Below are 20442 nucleotides of genomic sequence, written 5' to 3' on the forward strand. Positions count from 1 at the left end.
GTGGGAGCCGAGCTTGCTCGCGATTGCGGTGTGTCAGCCAACATCAATGCTGACTGATCCGGCTCCATCGCGAGCAAGCTCGGCTCCCACAGGATCTGCCATAGGATTTTTGTAGCCCCTGCGCAGTGCCAAACAAACCCCGGAGAAATCCGGGGTTTGTCGTTTCTGCCAGCCCCGCTATCATTCGCGGCATCTTCCGGGGGACTTAACCGATGCTCAATGGCCTGTGGCTTGGCTTCTTTATCGTGGCAGCCGTATCGGCGCTGGCGCAGTGGCTGATCGGCGGTAACGCCGGGATCTTCGCCGCCATGGTGGAAAGCATTTTCGCCATGGCCAAGCTGTCGGTGGAGGTGATGGTCCTGCTGTTCGGCACCTTGACCCTGTGGCTGGGGTTTCTGCGGATCGCCGAAAAGGCCGGTATTGTCGACTGGCTGGCCAAGGCGCTCGGGCCATTGTTTTTGCGGCTGATGCCGGAGGTGCCGGCGGGCCATCCGGCGATTGGCCTGATTACCCTCAACTTTGCGGCAAACGGCCTGGGGCTGGATAACGCGGCGACCCCGATCGGCCTGAAGGCCATGCGAGCCCTGCAGGACTTGAACCCCAGCCCGACCATCGCCAGCAATGCACAAATCCTGTTCCTGGTGCTCAACGCCTCATCGCTGACGCTGTTGCCGGTGACCATTTTCATGTATCGCGCCCAGCAAGGGGCGCCGGACCCGACCCTGGTATTCCTGCCGATCCTGCTCGCCACCAGCGCCTCAACCCTGGCGGGGCTGCTGTCAGTGGCGTTCATGCAGCGCCTGCGCCTGTGGGACCCGGTAGTGCTGGCTTATCTGATTCCGGGTGCGTTGGTACTGGGCGGTTTCATGGCGCTGCTGGCGACGCTCTCAGCCACGGCGCTGGCCGGGCTGTCTTCGATTCTCGGCAACCTGACGCTGTTCGGCTTGATCATGATGTTTCTGGTGGTGGGCGCGCTGCGCAAGGTCAAGGTTTATGAAGCCTTCATTGAAGGTGCCAAAGAGGGCTTTGACGTCGCCAAGACGTTGCTGCCATACCTGGTGGCCATGTTATGCGCCGTCGGCGTGCTGCGGGCCTCGGGTGCGCTGGACTTCGGCCTGGACGGCATCCGGCACCTGGTGCAGTGGGCCGGCTGGGACACCCGTTTCGTCGACGCCTTGCCGACTGCCATGGTCAAGCCATTCTCCGGCAGCGCCGCCCGGGCGATGCTGATCGAAACCATGAAGACTTCCGGCGTGGACAGCTTCCCCGCGCTGGTGGCCGCGACCATTCAGGGCAGCACCGAAACCACCTTCTATGTGCTGGCGGTGTACTTCGGCGCCGTCGGTATCCAGCGGGCGCGGCATGCGGTGGGCTGCGCGCTGCTGGCCGAGTTCAGCGGCGTCGTGGCGGCGATCGGGGTTTGCTACTGGTTCTTTGGCTGAACCATATCCCCTTGCCACAGGCCCGGATTGCAGTCACGGGCCTTTAGGGGCGTGCGGGTATCGCCAAGCGCTGGCCTTGTTCTACCGTCCAGTTCACAACCTCGGCGGTCAGTCGATCGCTGGCCTGGCCGAAACCTTGCACCACTGCCGGCACTTGCACGTCGCTCAAGGGCTGGCGGACTTCAAAACGATGACTGGCAAGGATGCGTTGGTCAAATCCTCGCACCAGCAATGCGTCCAGGCGAATCACCACGCTGGCCCCCGCGCCTTGATATTCGGTTTGGAAGGCCTGCAATTGGCCACCCAACTCCAAATCCGTTTGCAAGTTGCTGTCGGCGACACTCAATAGCCCGACACGTCCATCCTGTGCGAACCCATCGAGCAAGCGATTGCGCAGCAACACCGGTGCCGGGTCGCTCCAGCGTGAGGCTGCGTAGCTGCTCAACAGATTGCCGTGGGGAATGACCGCGATTTTAGGGCTGTTGAGCACTTCGCTGGCCTGCGGGCTGGCCAGGCGCAACGACCACTTCACGGGCGTGCCCGGGGCTGCGGGCGCCTGAGTCGCGGGTAAGCGATAGACGTCCGCGGGCTCGGCCTGGGGCAGAATCGAGCAACCGCCAACCAGGACACATCCTGCCAGCAAGAGGATAGGGCGGACGAACCGAGCAAACGGCTTCATGGCGTGAATTCCTTGTTCTTGTCATTGCCCAGCAGATAGCCGCTGGGGTTGGCATCCAGGCGCCGGGAAATACCCCGCAGCGCGCTCAGGGTGTCGCGCAGTTCCCGCACCGCCGGCGACAGGGCATTGAGCCCCTGCATGCCATTGTTCAGCGCGTCGCGATTGTCGTTGAGCAGTTTGTCGAGGGTTGCGGTGCTGTGGGCCAGCGATTGCATGGCCTGGTCTGCGCTGCTCATGACCTCTTTGCCCTGATCGTTGAGCAGACCATTGGCGCTGCGCATCAATGCCGTAGTCTGCTCCAGGGTGGCGCTGGCCTGTTTGCCGACAGATGCCAGTTGCTGCATGGCCTGGCGAATATCGCCGCGTTGATCGGCGATGACCCCGGTGGTTTGCTCCAAGTGTTCAAGGGTCTTGCCCAACCGCTGGACATTGTCCGAGGAAAACACCGCGTTGGCGTTATGCAGCAGCAGGTTGATGCTGGTCATCAGGTCATCGCTGTTGTTCAGCAGGCGGGCGATGGGCGAGGGCGCTGCGATGATCACTGGCGGCTCGCCATCGTGCCCGGTCAGTGGCGGGCTGTTGGGGGTGCCGCCACTGAGTTGGATAATCGAGGTGCCGGTGATGCCGGTCAGTGCCAGTTTGGCCTGGGTGTCCTGCTTGACCGGTGTTTCAGCACTCAAGCGTACCCGCGCCAGTACCCGGCGCGGGTCGTTCGGGTCCAGGCGCAGATTGACCACGTCTCCGACCTTGATGCCGCTGTACTCCACCGAGCTGCCTCTGGACAAGCCGCTGACCGCTTCGTTGAACACCACTTCGTAATCCTTGAATTCGCTGTCCACGCTGGACTTGGCCAGCCACAACCCAAACAGCAGGGCGCCGACCACCACGATCACGGTGAACAGGCCGATCAATACATGATGGGCTCGGGTTTCCATGTCAGACCTCGTTCAATTGTGTAGCGGCCGTCAAGGCCGCGCGGCCGCGAGGGCCGTGGAAGTATTCATGGATCCAGGCATCGTCGGTTTCCGACACTTTGTCGATGACATCGGCCACCAGCACTTTTTTCTGGGCCAGCACCGCCACCCGGTCGGTGATGGTGTAGAGGGTGTCCAGGTCATGGGTGACCAGAAATACGCTCAAGCCCAAGGCGTCGCGAAGCGTCAGGATCAATTGGTCGAACGCTGCCGCGCCGATGGGGTCGAGGCCGGCGGTGGGTTCGTCGAGAAACAGAATGTCCGGGTCCAGGGCTAGCGCCCGGGCCAAGGCTGCACGCTTGATCATGCCGCCGGACAGCGAGGCGGGGTATTTGTCCGCCGCCGATAGCGGCAGCCCGGCCAACGCCAGTTTCACCGCCGCCAGATGTTCGGCATCGGCCCGGCTGAGCCCGGCGTGTTCGATCAGGGGCAGGGCGACATTCTCTGTCACAGTCAGCGAAGAAAACAGCGCGCCTTTCTGAAACAGCACCCCAAAGCGTCGTTCCACTTGCGAACGCTGTTGCTGGGGCAGGCTCGGCAGATCCTGGCCGAATACTCGCACGGCCCCTTCACTGGGCCGGTTCAAGCCGACAATGCTGCGCAACAGCACCGATTTGCCACTGCCGGAGCCGCCGACCACCGCGAGGATCTCGCCCTTGTATACGTCCAGGTCGAGGTTTTCGTGCACGCTCTGCAGGCCAAAGCGATTGCACAAGCCACGTACCTGTATCACCGCCTCGGTGGGCGGCCTGGAAGGTCGACTCACCATTGCATCTCCATGAAAAACAGCGCGGCTACCGCATCGAGCACGATCACCACAAAAATCGACTGCACCACGCTCGAGGTGGTGTGAGCCCCGACAGACTCGGCGCTGCCGCTGACTTTGAAGCCTTCCAGGCATCCCACCGCGGCAATCAGGAAGGCAAAGATCGGCGCCTTGACCATTCCCACCACGAAATGCTGGACGCCGATGTCCGACTGCAACAGCGTCAGGAACATCGCCGGAGAAATATCCAGCGACAGGGCACACACCACACCGCCGCCGACAATGCCCGAGAGCATGGCCACAAAGGTCAGCATCGGCAACGCCACCAACAGGGCCAGCACTCGCGGCACCACCAGCAACTCGATGGGATCGAGGCCCAGGGTACGAATCGCGTCGATTTCTTCGTTGGCCTTCATCGAGCCGATCTGGGCGGTGAAGGCGCTGGCGGTGCGACCTGCCATAAGAATCGCAGTCAGCAACACGCCGAATTCGCGCAGAAACGAGAACGCCACCAGGTCCACGGTAAAAATACTGGCGCCGAAATCGGCCAGCACCGTCGCCCCGAGAAACGCCACCACCGCGCCCACCAGAAAAGTCAGCAGGGCGACGATAGGGGCCGCGTCCAGCCCCGTCTGTTCGATGTGAACAACCATCGGGGTAATGCGCCAGCGTTTCGGGCGAAACAGGCCCCGGGCCAGCGTTTCTAGGATCAAGCCGACAAAGCCCAGTAATTGCAGGGTATCTTGCCAGACCTTGTCCACGGCTCGACCGATGCGTGTCAACAACTGGGTCACGACACTCACCGTCGGCTCTTTGACCGGCACGCAGAAGTCGGTCAGCGAGCAATAAACCGTCTGCAACAGTGCCCGATCGGCGGACGACAACGTGCAGTCGCGGTGCTCGGCGGTCTTGCCCAGCCGCTCGGCACCCAGCAGTTCCACCAGCAACGAAGCGCCGGCGGTGTCGAGGGCACCCAAGCCATTGAGGTCGATCAGGGTGTTGTCGTCGTACTGGCCGCGCAGCGAGTCGCTCAAACGCTTGAGCTGCGTGTAGTGAGCCAGTGTCCAGTCCCCGCTGATCCATAGCTGCGCCAGGGAGTGAGAGCGATCCAGTCGGGCACTGCCAGCCAGAGTGCCAGGGGTCATAAGCGCCATGCTCGTTCGGCTCGAAAAGTGTTACCTAATAGCACGCCCGGCATTATTTTGTCCCAGGCTCGAGCGCAGCGCTGACCTTAAAGCGCAATACACCAATCACCTGGCCATTTTCCGTCAGCACCCGCACCTGCCATTTACCGGTGGGGTCTTCCGGGAAGTTCTGCTTGTGGGTCCAGGCGCGATAGCCTTCCTTGCGCCCGCCATGAATGTCCAGGGCGATACGGTCCACTTCTTTGCCGTTGAATTGCCAGACGTGATAAATCCGCTCATCGAGCCCTCGCGGCGCATTGATAGCGGTGTAGGCATACAGACCATTGCCGCGTATCTGGTCAGCGGTGACTTCCTTCAGGCTGGCGCCCGGCGTGCGGTCCTCCAGCTGGGTGCTGATTGCCACCTCAGTCATCCACAAGGTTGCCGGCGGCACCCAGGAGCGCAGCACCCACCCGGCCGCGCCGATCCCCACCGTGATGCACAGAATCGCCAGGGCGTTGCGCACGGTGCGGATCGGAAAGATCGAAGCCAGGCTGGGGAACGACAACAGCATGGCAGTGCCCAGCGCCAGCTTGAAGCTCTGGTCGGTGGTCAGGTGCAGGATGATCGGCAGTGCGGTGAGCAGGGCGGCAAACAGCGTCAGGGTGTGCAGCGCCAGGAACGCCCAGCGCCGGGGCGCCAGCCATTTGTAGTACAGCGGATCAATGATTGAGACCAGTGCCGAGGCCGCCAGCAGGCCGGTGAAAATCACTTGGCTGCTGTTCCAGGTGGTGGTGATGAAAAAGAACGGCAAGACGAAAAACAGGCTTTCCTGGTGAATCATCTGCGTGGCGTAACGCAGCAGCGGCTGGGGGATTTCCCGTTTGAATATGCGGGTAAAAAGCCGGGTCAGGCTGTTCTCCAGCATCAGCCAGAGCCAGCTCACCAGCATGATGATGGTGATCCAGGTCGCAAGACCCTGCTGGCGGTCCACCAGCATGAAACTGCCGACTCCAGAGATGAAGCCACCGAGTGCGATGACCCCTGGATAGCGCTTCATCAATTCGAGAAGGCGCTGGATGTAATGAGTCAGGTTCGGCATTCGGCAGTTCACAGTGAGTCGTAGGAAATATCCCTGACAGAGTATCGCCAGGACATCGATGTGACGAGCGCTCTAAGCCCTGCGACGCAATCTCCACCCGACCAGGACCAACAGCAACCCCAGCAGCCCGGCCACGCCCCAAACCAGCTCATCGTCGCCGAGCATGGGTTTCTCGATGCGCAGGTAGCCCGGGTCCTTGAGCAGTTCACGCAGGGCCTGGTTGGCCTGTTCCAGGCTCACCGCCTGAAGGCGCACGGCCGGATTGGTGAAGCGGCCGTCGTCGTAATCGCCAAGGGCACCCCAATAGTAATCGGCCAGTGCGCTGTTGCCTTGAACCGCCCACGACTGATGGGCGATGGCGGCGCGTTTGATGCGCACGAAACTCTCCGGGTCGAGGCCATCCTTGAGCAACGTGGTGCGCATTTGCTCCAGCGCCTGCTCGGCCTGGGGCAGGTCATCACGGGCCAGGTCCGCGTTCAGGCTGAAGAAGCCAACGCCGCCAAACACCTCTCGCTCCACCCACGGCCCGTAGGACAGGCTGCGGGCCAGGCGCAGCTGGCGATAGAGCGCCCAGTCCAGATAGTCCTTGAGCAGGTCGAAGGTTTCGTCGTGTTGCTGTTCCAGCACCGGCTCCGGAAACAGCCAATGAAGCTTGGCGCTATTGCCCACCAGGCCGCGCATCAGGTTGCGCTTGGTGACCGCGCTGTAGCGGATCTGCGGTAACGCTGCGTGAGCGCTGGGCTCGACCGGCTCCAGTTCGCCGAAGGTCCGCTCCAGATAGGCCGGTAGCAACCGGTCCAGGTCGCCGACCACGATCAGCGTCATGTTGTTCGGTGCATACCAGGCCTTGCGTGCCTGCTCAATCCTGGCAAGGGTGAGGTGCCCGACTTCGGCGCGTTCGGCACAGCGCAGACCCAATTCCACTGCCAATTGATTGCCCGCCTTGTGGCCCAGGTCCTGATGATCGAGCCAGCGTTGCAGATGGGTGTAGTGGCCGCCATCCTCGCGTTCCACCACACGTTTGGCCGCCTGCAGGGCGTTGTCGTCGATGCGGGTACGAGTCAGCAGGGCGATCAACAGGTCCAGGACCTTGCGTTGATTGCGCGCCGGTGCCTCGATGACGAACGTGGTGTCGGCGTTGCTCGTGAAGGCATTCCACTCGCCGCCCAGCGCCTGCATACGCTCTTCCAGCCCGCCTTCGCCGCCGTCATCGACACCGCTGAACAGCAAATGCTCAAGCAGGTGGGGCAGTTCCTTGTCGGCGCAGTTGAAGTCGTCCAGTCCCACGCCCACTACCAGCCGGATCGCCACATGCCCGCGCTCGCTGCCCGGCTTGAGCAGCAGTTGCATACCGTTGGGCAGCACATACCCCTCGACCTGGAATCGATCCAGCGCGACCGACGGCAGTGAACCGAGCAAAAGAACGGCGAGCAACAGACAACGCATAGCGAGCTTCCTGGCGGCTGATTGGAGGTCCATGTGCCGGGCAGGCCGTCATCGCAGGCAACTTCGCGCCCCACCTCGAACCCAATGGATCTCCATGGCGACGTGGGGCCGGCTTGCGTGCGAATGGTTTAAGCCCAGGCCAATCTTACTGACTGAGCAATGCGCCAGTCGTTCAAGGCGAATGGGTGACGTCGGAAATTTCATCAACCGCGAGCGCACCTGTCTCGGAAGTCCCCAGCACCACGTAGGCGCTGCCGCAGAACAGCGAGTTGAGGCGTTTCATGTCGGCGATCAGTTCTAAGTGCAGGGAACTGGTCTCGATGCTTTGTACGATTTTTCGCTGTAGACGGCTGACGTGTGCGTGGGCCAGTCGTCTTTCCTGCGCTCGAAAGCGACGTTTCTCACGCAACAGCTGACGGGCGCTCTCGGGATCGGCACTGAGGAACACCGACAATCCCAGCCGCAGATTGGCGATCAACTGGCTGTGCAGTGTCGCCAACTCTTCCAGGCCAACCTCGGAAAAGGACCGACGTTGCGCGGTTTTCTGTTGCTGGACCTTGCGCAACATGCGTTCGATGAGGTCGCTGGCCAGCTTCAGGTTGATCGCCAGCTCAATGATTTCCGCCCAGCGGCGGCTGTCCTGTTCACTGAGGTCCTCACGGGGCATTTGGGCCATATACAGCTTGATGGCGCTGCACAGCGCCTCGACGTCATCGCCCATGCTCCGTACTTGTTGGGTGACTGCGGTCTGCCCGCCGCGCAGTACGTCGAGCATGGCTTCGAGCATGGTTTCGATCAGATCACCGATGCGCAGGGTTTCCCGGGCAGCATTCGCCAGGGCCAGGCTCGGCGTGGCGAGGGCGGTGAGGTCCAGGTGGCGGGGCTTGGCCGTGCCGTTGGTGTCAGGACGCTCCGGCAGCAGCCAGGCACACAGTCTGGCCATCGGCCCGACGCTGGGCAGCAGCACCAGGCAGCGCACGGTGTTGTAGAGCAGGTGAAAACCGATCACCGTTTCCTGGTGGCTGAAATCCAGGCCGTCCAACCAGCCCACCAACGGATCGAGCACTGGAATGATCAACAACAGGCCGATCAACTTGTACAGTAGGCTGCCCAGCGCCACCTGGCGGCCGGCGGCGTTCTGCATGCTGGTGCTGAGAAAGGCCAGCACGCCGCTGCCGATGTTGGCGCCGATCACCAGGCCGATGGCCACCGGCAGACTGATCACCGCTGCGCCGGCCAGTGTCGCGGTCAACAGCACGGCGGCGAGGCTGGAATAGGAGATCATCGCGAACAGCGCACCCACCAGTGCATCGAGCAGGATGTCGCCGGTCAGCGAGGCAAAGATAACTTTCACGCCCTGGGCCTGGGTGATGGGCGCGGCGGCTTCGACAATCAATTGCAGCGCCAGGATGATCAAGCCCAAGCCGATGCCGACCCGGCCCATTTGCCCCAGGCGGGTCTGTTTGCGCGACAGGAAAAAAATCACCCCGAGGAAAATCAGCAGCGGCGATAACCAGGACAGATCCAGGGTCAGTACCCGCGCCATCAGCGCCGTGCCGACATCGGCGCCGAGCATGGTCGCCAGGGCAGGGGTCAGCGCCATCAGGCCCTGGCCGACGAATGAGGTGACGAGCATGGCCGTGGCGTTGCTGCTCTGGACCATGGCAGTGACCATGATGCCTGCGACGAACGCCAGCCAGCGCTTGGACATGTTTTGGCCAATGACATGGCGCAGGTTCGTGCCATAGACCCGCAGAATGCCGGTACGGACGATGTGCGTGCCCCAGATCAGCAGGGCCACGGCGGAGAGCAAGTTCAGCAGGGTCAGCATGAGAAGCCCCCTGTTAGCGTCCCAAAGGGACCAATTGACGGTGCCACATTTTTCTTCGTTGTACTTAAGCTGTAGTTGGCCAACGGTTCGAGCGCCAGCATTGCACAGCTAAAGACGGGTTTGAAACAAAACTGTCATAAAAAGCCATTGACCAAAGACCCCACGAAACCCAGTGGGAGCGAGCCTGCTCGCGATAGCGGTCTGTTAGCCAATGAAGATGTTGAATGTTGCGGCCTCATCGCGAGCAGGCTCGCTCCCACCGGTTTTGCATCCAGTTACTTTCCGGCAGGCATGAAAAAGGGGCTCGATGAGCCCCTTCGTTCATTGCCCTGTGCCGCTTACTGACCCGGCATATCCTTACGCAGTTTTACCGGATCCTGCTGCTTGCGCTTGCGCGCCATGGCAGTGCGCATCTTGATGTTGAACGCTTCGACCGCCAGGGAGAAGGCCATGGCGAAGTAGACGTAGCCTTTTGGCACGTGCACGTCCAGGGACTCAGCGATCAGCACGGTACCGACCACCAGCAGGAACGACAGCGCCAGCATCTTCAGCGACGGGTGCTTGTCGATGAACGAGCTGATGGTGCCCGCCGCCAGCATCATCACCAGCACCGCCACGACGATTGCCGCGACCATCACCGGTACATGGGAGACCATGCCCACGGCGGTGATCACCGAATCCAGGGAGAACACGATGTCGATGATCGCGATCTGGACGATGGTGTAGATGAAGCTGCCGCCCGTGCCCGCAGGCGTCTCGCCGGTTTCGTCTTCGCCTTCCAGCGCGTGGTACATCTCCTGGGAGCTTTTCCACAGCAGGAACAGGCCACCGAAGAACAGGATCAGGTCACGACCGGAAATGCCCTGGCCGAACACTTCGAACAGGTCGGCGGTCAGGCGCATGACCCAGGTGATGGACAGCAGCAACAGGATCCGCGTGATCATGGCCAGGGCCAGACCGAAGATCCGGGTGCGTGCCTGCATGTGCTTGGGCATGCGGCTGACCAGGATCGAGATCATGATGATGTTATCGATGCCCAGGACAATTTCCAGGGCGGTCAGGGTGAAGAAGGCAACCCAGATTTCCGGGTTGGTCAGCCATTCCATGTGAGTTCCTTTAGCGAGTGTTGGGCCGCGCCGCGCCTTCGATTATCGAAAGGGGCGACGCAGCGGGCATTGCTTTTATAGAGTGCTGAACAGCGGAAAAATCCCCATCAGCAAGGCGGCAAACATTATGCACAGGCAAACCAATACTGCCCACTTCAAGGTGAAGCGTTGGTGATCGCCAAACTCGATCCCCGCCAGGGCCACCAGCAGGTAAGTCGATGGAACCAGCGGGCTCAGCAAATGAACGGGCTGGCCAACGATCGAGGCGCGGGCCATTTCAACGGCAGTGATGCCGTAGTGGCTGGCGGCTTCGGCCATGACCGGTAACACCCCGTAATAAAACGCATCGTTCGACATGAAGAAGGTGAACGGCATGCTCGCCAGCGCGGTAATCACTGCCAGGTATGGGCCCAGGAAATCCGGGATCACCGCCAGCAGGCTCTTGGACATGGCGTCGACCATGCCGGTCCCGGACAGGATGCCGGTGAAGATACCCGCCGCGAAAATCAAACCGACCACCGCCAATACGCTGCCGGCATGGGCCGCAACGCGGTCTTTCTGCTGTTGCAGGCAAGGGTAGTTGACGATCATCGCGATACTGAACGCCACCATGAACAGCACCGGCAGCGGTAACAGGCCGGCGATCAGCGTGCACATCAGGCCCAGGGTCAACGCACCGTTGAACCAGATCAGCTTCGGACGACGGGCGTCCGGGAACTGGGAAACGCTGATTTCGCTGTGGTCGATGTCATCACCGGCGAGGTGCAATTCACCCAGACGGGCGCGCTCGCGTTTACCGTACATGTAGGAAATCGCCAGGATCGCCGCTACACCCGCGAGCATCGCAGGAATCATCGGAACGAAGATGTCGGACGGATCGACATGCAGCGCGCTGGCTGCACGGGCCGTCGGGCCGCCCCAGGGGGTCATGTTCATCACGCCACCGGCGAGAATGATCAGGCCGGCCATGATCCGTGGGCTCATGCCGATGCGGCTGTAGAGCGGCAGCATGGCGGCCACGCAGATCATATAAGTGGTCGCGCCGTCACCATCGAGGGAAACGACGAGCGCCAGAACGGCGGTGCCGACCGAAACTTTCAACGGGTCGCCCTTGACCAGCTTGAGGATCTTGCGCACGGCCGGGTCGAACAGGCCGGAGTCGATCATCAGGGCAAAATAAAGAATCGCGAACATCAGCATCACCCCGGTCGGGGCAAGCTTGGTGATGCCTTCGAGCATCATCGGACCGATCTTTGGTGCAAAACCACCGAACAGAGCGAACAGGATCGGGATGATGATCAGGGCAATCAGCGCGGACAGGCGCTTGGTCATGATCAGGAACATGAACGTGATGACCATGGCAAAGCCAAGGAAAGTCAGCATAGGAAATACTCCAGGCGTGGCGCGACGGGCAAAGGCAGACCGAACAGGTCAGCGCAGAATGCAAAGCACGGGACGGACGGAGGGAGTGGGTTCAGCGGGGCGCGTAGCAGCGGACATCAGAATCACCATTGTTGTTGTTAAAAGGGCCTAACGAGCCTTAGCCGCTCGCTTCTGGCCACCGGTCTGTTGCCGGTAGTGGGGGCGATCCTAATCGCGCAAGCTTTCAGCCACCTTTCGCCGCTGTAATGGAGTTTTTCTGTAGGGCAAGTCTTACCTGTAGGAGCAAGCTTTATTCCCACAGACAATCTGCGCTCCACCGATAAATCAAAACACCGAAAGATCCAACGGCCGCACCGCGCCCATCCAAATCGCATGCTCGGTGTGGTCCGTCAGGTCGTCGCCGGTGTCCGGGTGAAGAAATATCACCAGGCCTTTGCGATTGAGCGCCAGCCACGGCAAGACCACGCCGATGTGCTGTGGATCGAACGCCAATTGGCAGCTCCAGTCCGGGTGCGGCCCGACTGGGCGTTGGTGGATACGGCCCATTTTCAGCCCAAACAGTCGCGTTGCTTCCTCGCACAGTGCCCGCGCCTGGGCGATGGTATTGGCGTCGAAATAGACATGGGCGTGGTAGCCCTTGATCCGCTGCATGTGCTTCTCCTCGAAAACTGGCCGAACCGAGGTTGTCTCCCGCGGGTCAGAGCCTTTACATGCGGGACAAAAAAGGAAAAACAGCCATGAAAAATGCCGAAACCCCGGTCACCAAAGTGGTGCTCTATGGTGCCATGAGTAGCCTCGGCAGTGCGTTGATGGCTGAAATGCTGCGGCGCCAGCACGAAGTCATCGCTGTTCTCGACGACCTTACGGCCCTGGCGCCGCGCCCCGGCCTGCGGGCCAAGACCGGCGACCTCTACGATCCCCAGCGGGTCAAGCAAAGCGTGGCCGGCGCCAATGCCGTGGTGTGTCTGTTGAACGCTCCAGGGTTGCCGATGAACAGCGAGCACGTGGAGCGCACGCTCATTCCCGGTCCCGTGGAGCAGGTGTTGGCGGTGGATGCGCTGATCGCCGGGATGGAGGCGGCGAGTATTTCCCGGCTGTTTCTGGTGGGCGATTTCGCCGTGCTCGACGAGGAGCCGGCAGACGATGTATTGCAGCGCCATGCCGCCGAAGAAGTCCTCGACGCCCTGAACAACAGCACGTTGCAATGGACCCTGATTGACTCACCCTACGCAACGCCCGGTTTGAGCATCGAGCACTTCAGCCAGGTCAGCACCAGCCTGGAGGCCGGCATGGCCGAATCACTGGAGCGGCTTGGCCGTGTGGCCGTCGGCATTGCCGATGAGCTGCGCCTGAACCTGCATGTGGGCCAGCATGTCAGTTTTGTCGCCGCCGATTAGCCTGTGCGGTCGCCGTCTCCCGAGTTGGCGCAGGGGAGGGCTGGTTACACCGCAATGGAAGGCAAGGCCAACCCCGTGAGCGATTCGGCGCTGTTGGCCTGCTCCTCCATCAACCAGTCCACAAACTGCCTGATCAATACCCCGCGCCGTTTACGCTGGGGCAAGACCACGTAATACCCTGACCGCGACAACACTGTTTCAGCGACCGGACGGCACAGCAGCCCTTGGGCCAATAAGTTATCCACAAGGTATCGCCAACCGATGGCAACGCCCTGACCGCCAATCGCCGCCTGGATGAGCAAGGTGTAGTTGTCGAACCGCAACTGCCCGGGCGCCGGGGGTGAGGTAATGCCCAGCTCACGGAAAACGCCACTCCAATCGAACCAGTGGCTACTGTTTTCCCCGCGCAAATGCAGGAGCGGGAACTCCGACAAGGCTTGAGCCGACAAGGGCAGGGAGCGTTCCTTGAGCAACAGCGGGCTGCACACGGGAAAGACTTCTTCGCTGAAAAGCCAGCGACTTTCGCCTTGTTTGAAGCGACCGTCTCCAAATAGCACCGCAACGTCGATATCCGTGCGCAGCATGTTGTGATTGCGTTCGCTGGTCACCAGGCTGACGTCCACCTGTGGGTTGGCGGCGTGAAACCGATGCAAGCGGGGCATCAGCCAATAGGCGGCAAACGCAAAATCGGTGGCCACTTGCAGCACCTCATGCTGGTCATGGGCGGTGATCGCGCTCAATCCTGCGTCGATATTCTGCAAACCGGCCTGCACCTGCTCGAACAGGATTGTTCCGGCCTCGGTCAGCTCGATGCCGCGATAGATGCGATCGAACAACCGTGTACCCAGTTGTTCTTCCAGGCGCTTGATCTGCTGGCTGATGGCCGGTTGCGTGGTGCCCAGTTCGATCGCCGCTGCCGTAAAGCTGCGGTGGCGCGCCGCGGCTTCAAAGGCGCGGAACAGGTCAAGGGACAGGTCACCCAGGGCTTCATACATAAGCTGTGCTTATCCTAGTCATTGCCTTGCGTGGGCTTTACCCATAAAGGCGGGGGCTACATGCTCAATCGCAGCAATTTCGCATAACTGTTTACTATGGAATGCCGCGAATACATGAAGCGCAAGAACATTCTTTTCATCATGGCCGATCAAATGGCCGCGCCAATGTTGCCGATCTACGGTCCTTCGCCGATCAAGCTGCCGAACCTGTCGCGCCTGGCCGAGCAGGGCGTGGTGTTCGACGCCGCGTATTGCAACAGCCCACTCTGCGCACCGTCGCGCTTTACCCTGGTGAGCGGTCAGTTGCCCAGCAAGATCGGCGCCTACGATAACGCGGCGGATTTTCCTGCGGACGTCCCGACGTACGCCCACTACCTGCGGCGTCTGGGTTATCGCACGGCGCTGTCCGGCAAGATGCATTTTTGCGGGCCGGACCAGTTGCATGGCTACGAAGAACGCCTGACCAGTGACATTTACCCGGCCGATTACGGCTGGGCCGTGAACTGGGACGAGCCCGACGTGCGGCCAAGCTGGTATCACAACATGTCTTCGGTGTTGCAGGCTGGTCCGTGCGTGCGCACCAACCAGTTGGATTTTGACGAAGAAGTGGTGTTCAAGGCCCAGCAGTATCTGTTCGACCACATCCGCGAGGATGGCGACCAGCCGTTCTGCCTGACGGTGTCCATGACCCACCCACACGACCCGTACACCATTCCCAAGACCTTTTGGGATATGTATGACGACAAGGACATCCCGCTGCCGCAAACCCCGGGGCAAACGGAGCTGGACCCGCATTCCCAGCGCCTGTTGAAAGTCTATGACCTGTGGGACAAGCCACTGCCTGTGGATAAGATCCGCGATGCGCGCCGCGCGTACTTCGGTGCGTGCAGCTACATTGACAGCAACGTCGGCAAGTTACTGCAAACCCTGGAAGACACCGGCTTGATGGACGACACGATCATAGTGTTCTCCGGCGATCATGGAGACATGCTCGGTGAAAAAGGCCTCTGGTACAAAATGCACTGGTTCGAGATGGCGGCTCGCGTTCCCTTGCTGATCAGCGCACCGGGCCAGTTCGCCAGCGGGCGGGTCGGGGCGGCGGTGTCCACTGCCGACTTGCTGCCGACCCTGGTGGAGTTGGCGGGTGGCCGGCTTGAGCCCGGACTGCCGCTGGATGGCCGTTCGCTGGTGCCCCATCTGCAGGGGCAGGGCGGTCATGACGAGGTCTTTGGTGAATACATGGCCGAAGGCACCATCAGCCCGTTGATGATGATCCGTCGTGGACCCTGGAAATTCATCTACAGCGAAGACGATCCGTGCCTGCTGTTCGATCTGCGCAATGACCCCAAAGAACTGGAGGACCTTAGCCAATCGGCTGAGCATCAGTCCCTGTGCGCGGATTTTCTCGCCGAAGCGCGAGCTAAATGGGATATCCCAACCATTCACCAACAGGTGCTCGCCAGTCAGCGACGTCGACGTTTCGTCGCCCACGCGTTGACCCTGGGCAAACTCAAGAGCTGGGATCACCAGCCGCTGGTGGACGCCAGCCAGCAGTACATGCGTAACCACATTGACCTCGACGATCTGGAACGCAAGGCCCGTTATCCACAACCCTGCCAAAACCAATAACGTAAGGGGAAGCACATGCAAAAGTTATCCACAGTACTGACCGCTGGGCTGTTGGCGCTTAGCAGTTCGGCGTGGGCCGAGCAAAGCTGCGAGACGGTAAAGATGGCCGACCCCGGTTGGAGTGACATCGCTGCGACCAACGCGATCACGGGTTTTTTGCTTGATGGCATGGGCTACAAGGCCAAGGTCGACACCCTCGCGGTGCCGATCACCTTCGGCGGCCTCAAGGACGGCCAGGTTGATGTATTTCTGGGTAACTGGATGCCGGCGCAGCAAGGGTTCTACGACAAGTTCGTGGCCACTGGCGATGTCACGCAGTTGGCCAAGAACCTGGACGGCACCGAATTCACCCTGGCGGTCCCGGATTACGTGTGGGATGCCGGTGTGCATAACTTCGCTGACCTGAACAAGTTCGCCGATAAGTTCGACAAGAAGATATACGGGATCGGCTCCGGCGCCCCGGCCAACCTCTCCCTGAAGGAAATCATCAAGACCAACGATTTCGGCATGGGCGAGTGGAAACTGGTGGAGTCGAGTGAGCAGGCCATGCTCGCGGAAGTCTCCCGGGCGGTGAGGAAACAGAAGTTCGTGACCTTCCTTGGCTGGACGCCACACCCTATGAACGTGCAACTGAAAATGCACTACCTCAAGGGCGGCGAGAAGTATTTTGGCGACACGGGCAGTGTCTATACATTGACTCGCAAAGGTTATGCACAGGCCTGCCCGAACGTAGGCAAGCTGTTGACCAACCTGAGTTTCACCCAGGAAATGGAAAACAGCATCATGGCCGAGGTGGTGAACAACAAAGTCAGCAATGCCGATGCGGCCAAGGCCTGGATCAAGGCGAATCCGGCGGTGCTGGATAAATGGCTGGATGGTGTGAAGACGCTGGATGGCAAGGATGCGTTGGCGGCGGTGAAGGCCAAGCTCTGACAATCATGTGGCGAGGGAATCTATGTGGGAGCAAGGCTTGCCCGCGATGAAGACGACTCGGTCTTTCAGAGACCGAGCTGCCTGTTTCGCGAGCAAGATTTGCTCCCACATTAATCTCCTCGCCACAGCGAGAACGGTGCCTTGTCCTGATACTCTTGCGCCAAACCCCACCCTTGAGGCCCCATGGCATTGCCCACCCGCCATTCACTCTTTCCGTTCCTGAGCTGGCTGCCGCGGCAGACCCGCGCCAGTGTCGGCCGTGACCTGATCGTCGGCCTGAGCGGTGCGATTCTCGCGTTGCCGCAGTCGATTGCCTACGCCCTGATTGCCGGACTGCCGCCGGAATACGGCTTGTATGCGGCGATTGTGCCGGTGCTGATCGCCTGCTTGTGGGGTTCGTCGTGGCACCTGATCTGCGGTCCTACGGCGGCGATTTCCATTGTCCTGTATGCCAGCGTCAGTCCCCTGGCCATGCCGGCCACCCAGGACTACGTCACCTTGATCCTGTTGCTGACGGTGCTGGCGGGGGTTTTCCAGTGGCTGCTGGGGTTGTTGCGTTTCGGCGCGCTGGTGAACTTCGTCTCACACTCGGTGGTGCTGGGTTTCACCCTGGGCGCGGCGGTGGTGATCGCCCTGGGGCAGTTGCCCAACCTGGTGGGTCTTGATCTGCCCAACGAAGCCACGGCGTTGAAAGGGCTGCTGATGTTGGTCAGTCATATCGAGGCTGTGAATAAGCCTTCTCTGTTTCTCGGTTTGGGCACGCTGGTGGTGGGCGTGGTGCTCAAACGGCTGCTGCCGCGCTGGCCGAGCCTGTTGATAACTTTGGTCATCAGCAGCCTGGTGGTCTGGCTGTGGCCAGGGATGTTCGGGCATGTCGCGCTGGTCAGCGCCTTTGCCGGGCGCTTGCCGCCGTTCTCTGCGCTGCCGCTGGACCTGGATCTGATCCTGCGCCTGCTGCCCGGCGCGGTTGCGGTGGGCATGCTCGGGTTGGTGACCAGCCTGTCCATTGCTCGCTCGTTATCGGTACGCTCGGGGCAATTGCTGGATGCGAACCAAGAGGTCAGGGCGCAGGGGCTTTCCAATATTGTGGGAGGGTTCTTTTCCGGATCCTTGTCAGCGGGTTCCTTTACCCGTTCCGGCCTCAGCTATGAAGCCGGCGCTTGCTCGCCCCTGGCCGGGGTGTTCTCGGCGCTGTGGGTGGCTTTGTTTGCGGTAACCGGTGCCAAGCTGATTTCGCACATTCCGATACCGGCCATGGCCGGCAGCATTCTGCTGATCGCCTGGGGGCTGGTGGATTATCGCGGCGTCCGGGCGTTGTTTCGCGTGAGTCGCGCCGAATTCGTGGTGATGAGCCTCACTTGCCTGGCCACGCTGCTGCTGGAGCTGCAGACCGCTATCTATGCCGGCGTGCTGGCGTCGCTGTTCTTCTACCTCAAGCGCACCTCGCAACCGCGGGTGCAACACGCCCGTGAGGGTGAAGCTGACATCCTGCGGGTTGGCGGTTCGATCTTTTTTGGTGCCAGCCATTACCTGCAAGTGCGTCTGCAACGGTTGCAGGCACAACGGGTGGTGATCGATGCCCAGCAGATCAACTTCATCGACTACTCCGGCGTGGAAATGCTGCACCAGGAAGCCCGGCGCTTGCGCACCCAAGGGCGCAGCCTGACGTTGCGCAGGGCCAGGCCCCATGTGGTGGAAGAGTTGAAGAAGCTGGAAGGGCCGGAGCACTGTCCGATCCATTTCGAAGACTAGGGCTTAAGGTAGACGCACCCTGTGACGAGGGGATTTATCCCCGCTGGGGCGCGCAGCGGCCCTGGTTTTTTGGGACTGCTTCGCAGTCCAACGGGGATAAATCCCCTCGCCACAACAGTCTGTAGCCTACAGTGCGAGCTGGCGCCGCAATTCGGCCAGCACTGGCGCGGTGTCCGGGCGTACCCCGCGCCACAGGTAGAACGCTTCGCCCGCCTGCTCGGCGAGCATGCCCAAGCCATCCATCGCCACCGCCGCGCCGTGTTCGCTGGCCCAGCGACAGAACGAAGTGGGCTCCTTGCCATACATCATGTCGTAGCAGAACGTCATGCCGGGCTCGATCAAACTTGCGGCAATCGGCGGTACATCACCGGACAGGCTCGCCGATGTGGCGTTGATAATCAGGTCCACCGGCTCTTGCAGCCAGTCGAAACCGCTGGCCGAGACCGGGCCCAGGTCCGCGAACAACTCGGCCAGCAACTCGGCTTTTTCCACCGTGCGGTTGGCGATGATCACCGAGGCCGGCGCTTCGGCCAGCAGCGGTTCCAAGGCACCGCGCACAGCACCGCCGGCGCCCAGCAACAGGATGCGTTTGCCCTTGAGGTTTAAACCTGCGTTGACGGTCAGGTCCCGTACCAGTCCGGCGCCATCGGTGTTGTCACCCAACAGACGGCCATCGGCCAGCTTGCTCAAAGTGTTCACCGCCCCGGCCCGCTGGGCCCGCTCGGTCAGGCTGTCGGCCAGGCGGAAGGCGTCTTCCTTGAACGGCACGGTGACATTCGCCCCACGCCCCTCGCGGAAGAATTCCCGCGCGCAGCCGGCGAAATCGTCCAAAGGCGCGAGCAGCGTGCTGTAGTCCAGTGTTTGCCCGGTCTGCTCGGCGAAGAGACGGTGGATCAGCGGCGATTTGCTGTGGCCGATCGGGTTACCCATTACAACGTAGCGGTCCATGGATAATCCTCGTTCAGGCCGTCGCCAGCCAATCGCGATCCTGCAGGAAATACTCGGTCAGCCGCGCCTCTTCGCTGCCCGGTTCGGCTTTCCAGTCATAGCCCCAGCGCACTTGCGGCGGTAGGGACATCAGGATCGACTCGGTACGCCCGCCCGATTGCAGCCCGAACAGGGTGCCGCGGTCGTAGACCAGGTTGAACTCCACGTAGCGTCCGCGGCGAAACTCCTGGAATTCCCTTTGTTTGGCGGTGAACGGGTCCTGCTTGCGGCGGCGCACGATAGGCAGGTAAGCCTCGATGTAGGCATCGCCGATGGCGCGCATGAAGGCGAAGCTAGTGTCGAAATCCCACTCGTTCAGGTCGTCGAAAAACAGGCCGCCAATGCCACGGGGCTCGTTGCGATGCTTGATATGGAAATAGCTGTCGCACCAGGCTTTGTAGCGCGAATACACGTCGGGGCCGAACGGGGCACAGGCCTGTTGGGCAACGCGGTGCCAATGCACGCAGTCTTCTGCCACGCCGTAGTACGGTGTCAGGTCGAAGCCGCCGCCGAACCACCAGACCGGCTCTTCGCCTTCCTTTTCAGCGATGAAAAAACGCACATTGGCGTGGGACGTAGGCACATGAGGGTTGTGGGGATGGATGACCAATGACACGCCCAGCGCTTCGAAGCCGCGCCCGGCCAGTTCCGGCCGATGGGCGCTGGCCGAGGGGGGGAGACCGCTGCCGAAGACGTGGGAAAAGTTGACGCCGCCCTTTTCGATCACCGTACCGTTTTCAATCACTCGCGTGCGACCGCCACCACCGGCGGGGCGGGTCCAGGCATCTTCGACGAAACGAGTGCCGCCGTCTTCGGTTTCCAGGGCCGCACAGATGCGGTCTTGCAGGTCGAGCAGGTAGGCTTTCACGGCCTCGGTGCGAGTGGTCATGACATCA

Annotated in this window: 18 protein-coding genes; 5 read left to right on the plus strand and 13 right to left on the minus strand. The window is 61.2% G+C overall.

Annotated elements, in window-relative coordinates:
* Positions 1–212 precede the first annotated feature (212 nt).
* Entirely contained in the window at positions 213–1442 is a 1230-nt protein-coding gene (locus tag CRX69_RS27135; RefSeq protein WP_047229797.1) for a nucleoside recognition domain-containing protein, read from the plus strand.
* Positions 1443–1485: 43 nt separating this feature from the next.
* On the opposite strand, the gene CRX69_RS27140 is transcribed toward CRX69_RS27135, so the two are convergent.
* The 10 genes from CRX69_RS27140 to CRX69_RS27185 all read right to left on the minus strand — a co-directional run bounded on the left by CRX69_RS27140 (position 1486) and on the right by CRX69_RS27185 (position 12504).
* Entirely contained in the window at positions 1486–2121 is a 636-nt protein-coding gene (locus tag CRX69_RS27140; protein WP_076383144.1) for an ABC-type transport auxiliary lipoprotein family protein, read from the minus strand.
* Positions 2118–3056: an MlaD family protein gene (locus CRX69_RS27145; protein WP_107323185.1), complete on the minus strand. Its 939-nt coding sequence runs from the start codon at positions 3054–3056 to the stop codon at positions 2118–2120. The genes CRX69_RS27140 and CRX69_RS27145 overlap by 4 nt, the downstream gene beginning before the upstream one ends.
* 1 nt (position 3057) lies before the next feature.
* Positions 3058–3864 carry an ABC transporter ATP-binding protein gene (locus CRX69_RS27150; RefSeq protein ID WP_171061294.1) on the minus strand — a complete coding sequence of 269 codons (807 nt, stop codon included), beginning with the start codon at positions 3862–3864 and terminating at the stop codon, positions 3058–3060.
* Positions 3858–5006, minus strand: a complete 1149-nt coding sequence (locus CRX69_RS27155; protein ID WP_107323186.1) for an ABC transporter permease — start codon at positions 5004–5006, stop codon at positions 3858–3860. Before CRX69_RS27155 ends, CRX69_RS27150 begins: the two co-directional genes overlap by 7 nt.
* 52 nt (positions 5007–5058) lie before the next feature.
* Positions 5059–6087 carry a DUF5924 family protein gene (locus tag CRX69_RS27160; protein WP_047229801.1) on the minus strand — a complete coding sequence of 343 codons (1029 nt, stop codon included), beginning with the start codon at positions 6085–6087 and terminating at the stop codon, positions 5059–5061.
* Between the two features lie 72 nt (positions 6088–6159).
* Positions 6160–7533, minus strand: coding sequence for a M16 family metallopeptidase (locus CRX69_RS27165; protein ID WP_047229802.1), 1374 nt, complete (start codon positions 7531–7533; stop codon positions 6160–6162).
* Positions 7534–7705: 172 nt separating this feature from the next.
* A complete protein-coding gene (locus tag CRX69_RS27170) occupies positions 7706–9364 on the minus strand; it encodes a Na/Pi cotransporter family protein (protein ID WP_047229803.1) in 1659 nt (552 codons plus the stop codon).
* Between the two features lie 338 nt (positions 9365–9702).
* Entirely contained in the window at positions 9703–10470 is a 768-nt protein-coding gene (locus tag CRX69_RS27175; protein WP_076383142.1) for a TerC family protein, read from the minus strand.
* A 75-nt stretch (positions 10471–10545) separates the two neighbouring features.
* Complete coding sequence (locus tag CRX69_RS27180) at positions 10546–11853, minus strand: CitMHS family transporter (RefSeq protein ID WP_047229805.1); 1308 nt, start codon at positions 11851–11853, stop codon at positions 10546–10548.
* A 324-nt stretch (positions 11854–12177) separates the two neighbouring features.
* Complete coding sequence (locus tag CRX69_RS27185) at positions 12178–12504, minus strand: DOPA 4,5-dioxygenase family protein (RefSeq protein WP_076383141.1); 327 nt, start codon at positions 12502–12504, stop codon at positions 12178–12180.
* An 86-nt stretch (positions 12505–12590) separates the two neighbouring features.
* Between CRX69_RS27185 and CRX69_RS27190 the strand changes: the two genes are divergently transcribed.
* Entirely contained in the window at positions 12591–13250 is a 660-nt protein-coding gene (locus CRX69_RS27190; protein ID WP_047229807.1) for an NAD(P)-dependent oxidoreductase, read from the plus strand.
* Between the two features lie 44 nt (positions 13251–13294).
* Here CRX69_RS27190 and CRX69_RS27195 read toward each other — a convergent pair whose 3' ends face one another.
* On the minus strand, positions 13295–14245 hold the full coding sequence (locus tag CRX69_RS27195) for a choline sulfate utilization transcriptional regulator (RefSeq protein WP_076383140.1): 951 nt from the start codon (positions 14243–14245) through the stop codon (positions 13295–13297).
* Between the two features lie 114 nt (positions 14246–14359).
* Here CRX69_RS27195 and betC point away from each other — a divergent pair, with 114 nt between their 5' ends.
* From betC to CRX69_RS27215, 3 genes are all read left to right on the plus strand, one after another.
* Positions 14360–15874, plus strand: a complete 1515-nt coding sequence (betC, locus tag CRX69_RS27200) for a choline-sulfatase (protein WP_047229809.1) — start codon at positions 14360–14362, stop codon at positions 15872–15874.
* 15 nt (positions 15875–15889) lie between these two features.
* The gene (choX, locus tag CRX69_RS27205; protein WP_047229810.1) at positions 15890–16807 is read left to right on the plus strand and encodes a choline ABC transporter substrate-binding protein; all 918 of its coding nucleotides are present in this window, start codon (positions 15890–15892) and stop codon (positions 16805–16807) included.
* A gap of 183 nt (positions 16808–16990) precedes the next feature.
* The gene (locus tag CRX69_RS27215; RefSeq protein ID WP_107323187.1) at positions 16991–18559 is read left to right on the plus strand and encodes a SulP family inorganic anion transporter; all 1569 of its coding nucleotides are present in this window, start codon (positions 16991–16993) and stop codon (positions 18557–18559) included.
* Positions 18560–18685: 126 nt separating this feature from the next.
* On the opposite strand, the gene aroE is transcribed toward CRX69_RS27215, so the two are convergent.
* Positions 18686–19507, minus strand: a complete 822-nt coding sequence (gene aroE / locus CRX69_RS27220; protein ID WP_107323188.1) for a shikimate dehydrogenase — start codon at positions 19505–19507, stop codon at positions 18686–18688.
* Positions 19508–19520: 13 nt separating this feature from the next.
* A complete protein-coding gene (gene hemF, locus CRX69_RS27225) occupies positions 19521–20435 on the minus strand; it encodes an oxygen-dependent coproporphyrinogen oxidase (protein WP_047229813.1) in 915 nt (304 codons plus the stop codon).
* Between the last annotated feature and the right edge of the window lie 7 nt (positions 20436–20442).

This window comes from Pseudomonas rhizophila (assembly GCF_003033885.1).
Taxonomy (GTDB): domain Bacteria; phylum Pseudomonadota; class Gammaproteobacteria; order Pseudomonadales; family Pseudomonadaceae; genus Aquipseudomonas; species Aquipseudomonas rhizophila.

Coding starts and splice junctions, on each gene's coding strand:
- CRX69_RS27135 (WP_047229797.1), top strand. CDS start 213: ATGCTCAATGGCCTGTGGCTTGGCTTCTTTATCGTGGCAGCCGTATCG.
- CRX69_RS27140 (WP_076383144.1), bottom strand. CDS start 2,121: ATGAAGCCGTTTGCTCGGTTCGTCCGCCCTATCCTCTTGCTGGCAGGA.
- CRX69_RS27145 (WP_107323185.1), bottom strand. CDS start 3,056: ATGGAAACCCGAGCCCATCATGTATTGATCGGCCTGTTCACCGTGATC.
- CRX69_RS27150 (WP_171061294.1), bottom strand. CDS start 3,864: ATGGTGAGTCGACCTTCCAGGCCGCCCACCGAGGCGGTGATACAGGTA.
- CRX69_RS27155 (WP_107323186.1), bottom strand. CDS start 5,006: ATGACCCCTGGCACTCTGGCTGGCAGTGCCCGACTGGATCGCTCTCAC.
- CRX69_RS27160 (WP_047229801.1), bottom strand. CDS start 6,087: ATGCCGAACCTGACTCATTACATCCAGCGCCTTCTCGAATTGATGAAG.
- CRX69_RS27165 (WP_047229802.1), bottom strand. CDS start 7,533: ATGCGTTGTCTGTTGCTCGCCGTTCTTTTGCTCGGTTCACTGCCGTCG.
- CRX69_RS27170 (WP_047229803.1), bottom strand. CDS start 9,364: ATGCTGACCCTGCTGAACTTGCTCTCCGCCGTGGCCCTGCTGATCTGG.
- CRX69_RS27175 (WP_076383142.1), bottom strand. CDS start 10,470: ATGGAATGGCTGACCAACCCGGAAATCTGGGTTGCCTTCTTCACCCTG.
- CRX69_RS27180 (WP_047229805.1), bottom strand. CDS start 11,853: ATGCTGACTTTCCTTGGCTTTGCCATGGTCATCACGTTCATGTTCCTG.
- CRX69_RS27185 (WP_076383141.1), bottom strand. CDS start 12,504: ATGCAGCGGATCAAGGGCTACCACGCCCATGTCTATTTCGACGCCAAT.
- CRX69_RS27190 (WP_047229807.1), top strand. CDS start 12,591: ATGAAAAATGCCGAAACCCCGGTCACCAAAGTGGTGCTCTATGGTGCC.
- CRX69_RS27195 (WP_076383140.1), bottom strand. CDS start 14,245: ATGTATGAAGCCCTGGGTGACCTGTCCCTTGACCTGTTCCGCGCCTTT.
- betC (WP_047229809.1), top strand. CDS start 14,360: ATGAAGCGCAAGAACATTCTTTTCATCATGGCCGATCAAATGGCCGCG.
- choX (WP_047229810.1), top strand. CDS start 15,890: ATGCAAAAGTTATCCACAGTACTGACCGCTGGGCTGTTGGCGCTTAGC.
- CRX69_RS27215 (WP_107323187.1), top strand. CDS start 16,991: ATGGCATTGCCCACCCGCCATTCACTCTTTCCGTTCCTGAGCTGGCTG.
- aroE (WP_107323188.1), bottom strand. CDS start 19,507: ATGGACCGCTACGTTGTAATGGGTAACCCGATCGGCCACAGCAAATCG.
- hemF (WP_047229813.1), bottom strand. CDS start 20,435: ATGACCACTCGCACCGAGGCCGTGAAAGCCTACCTGCTCGACCTGCAA.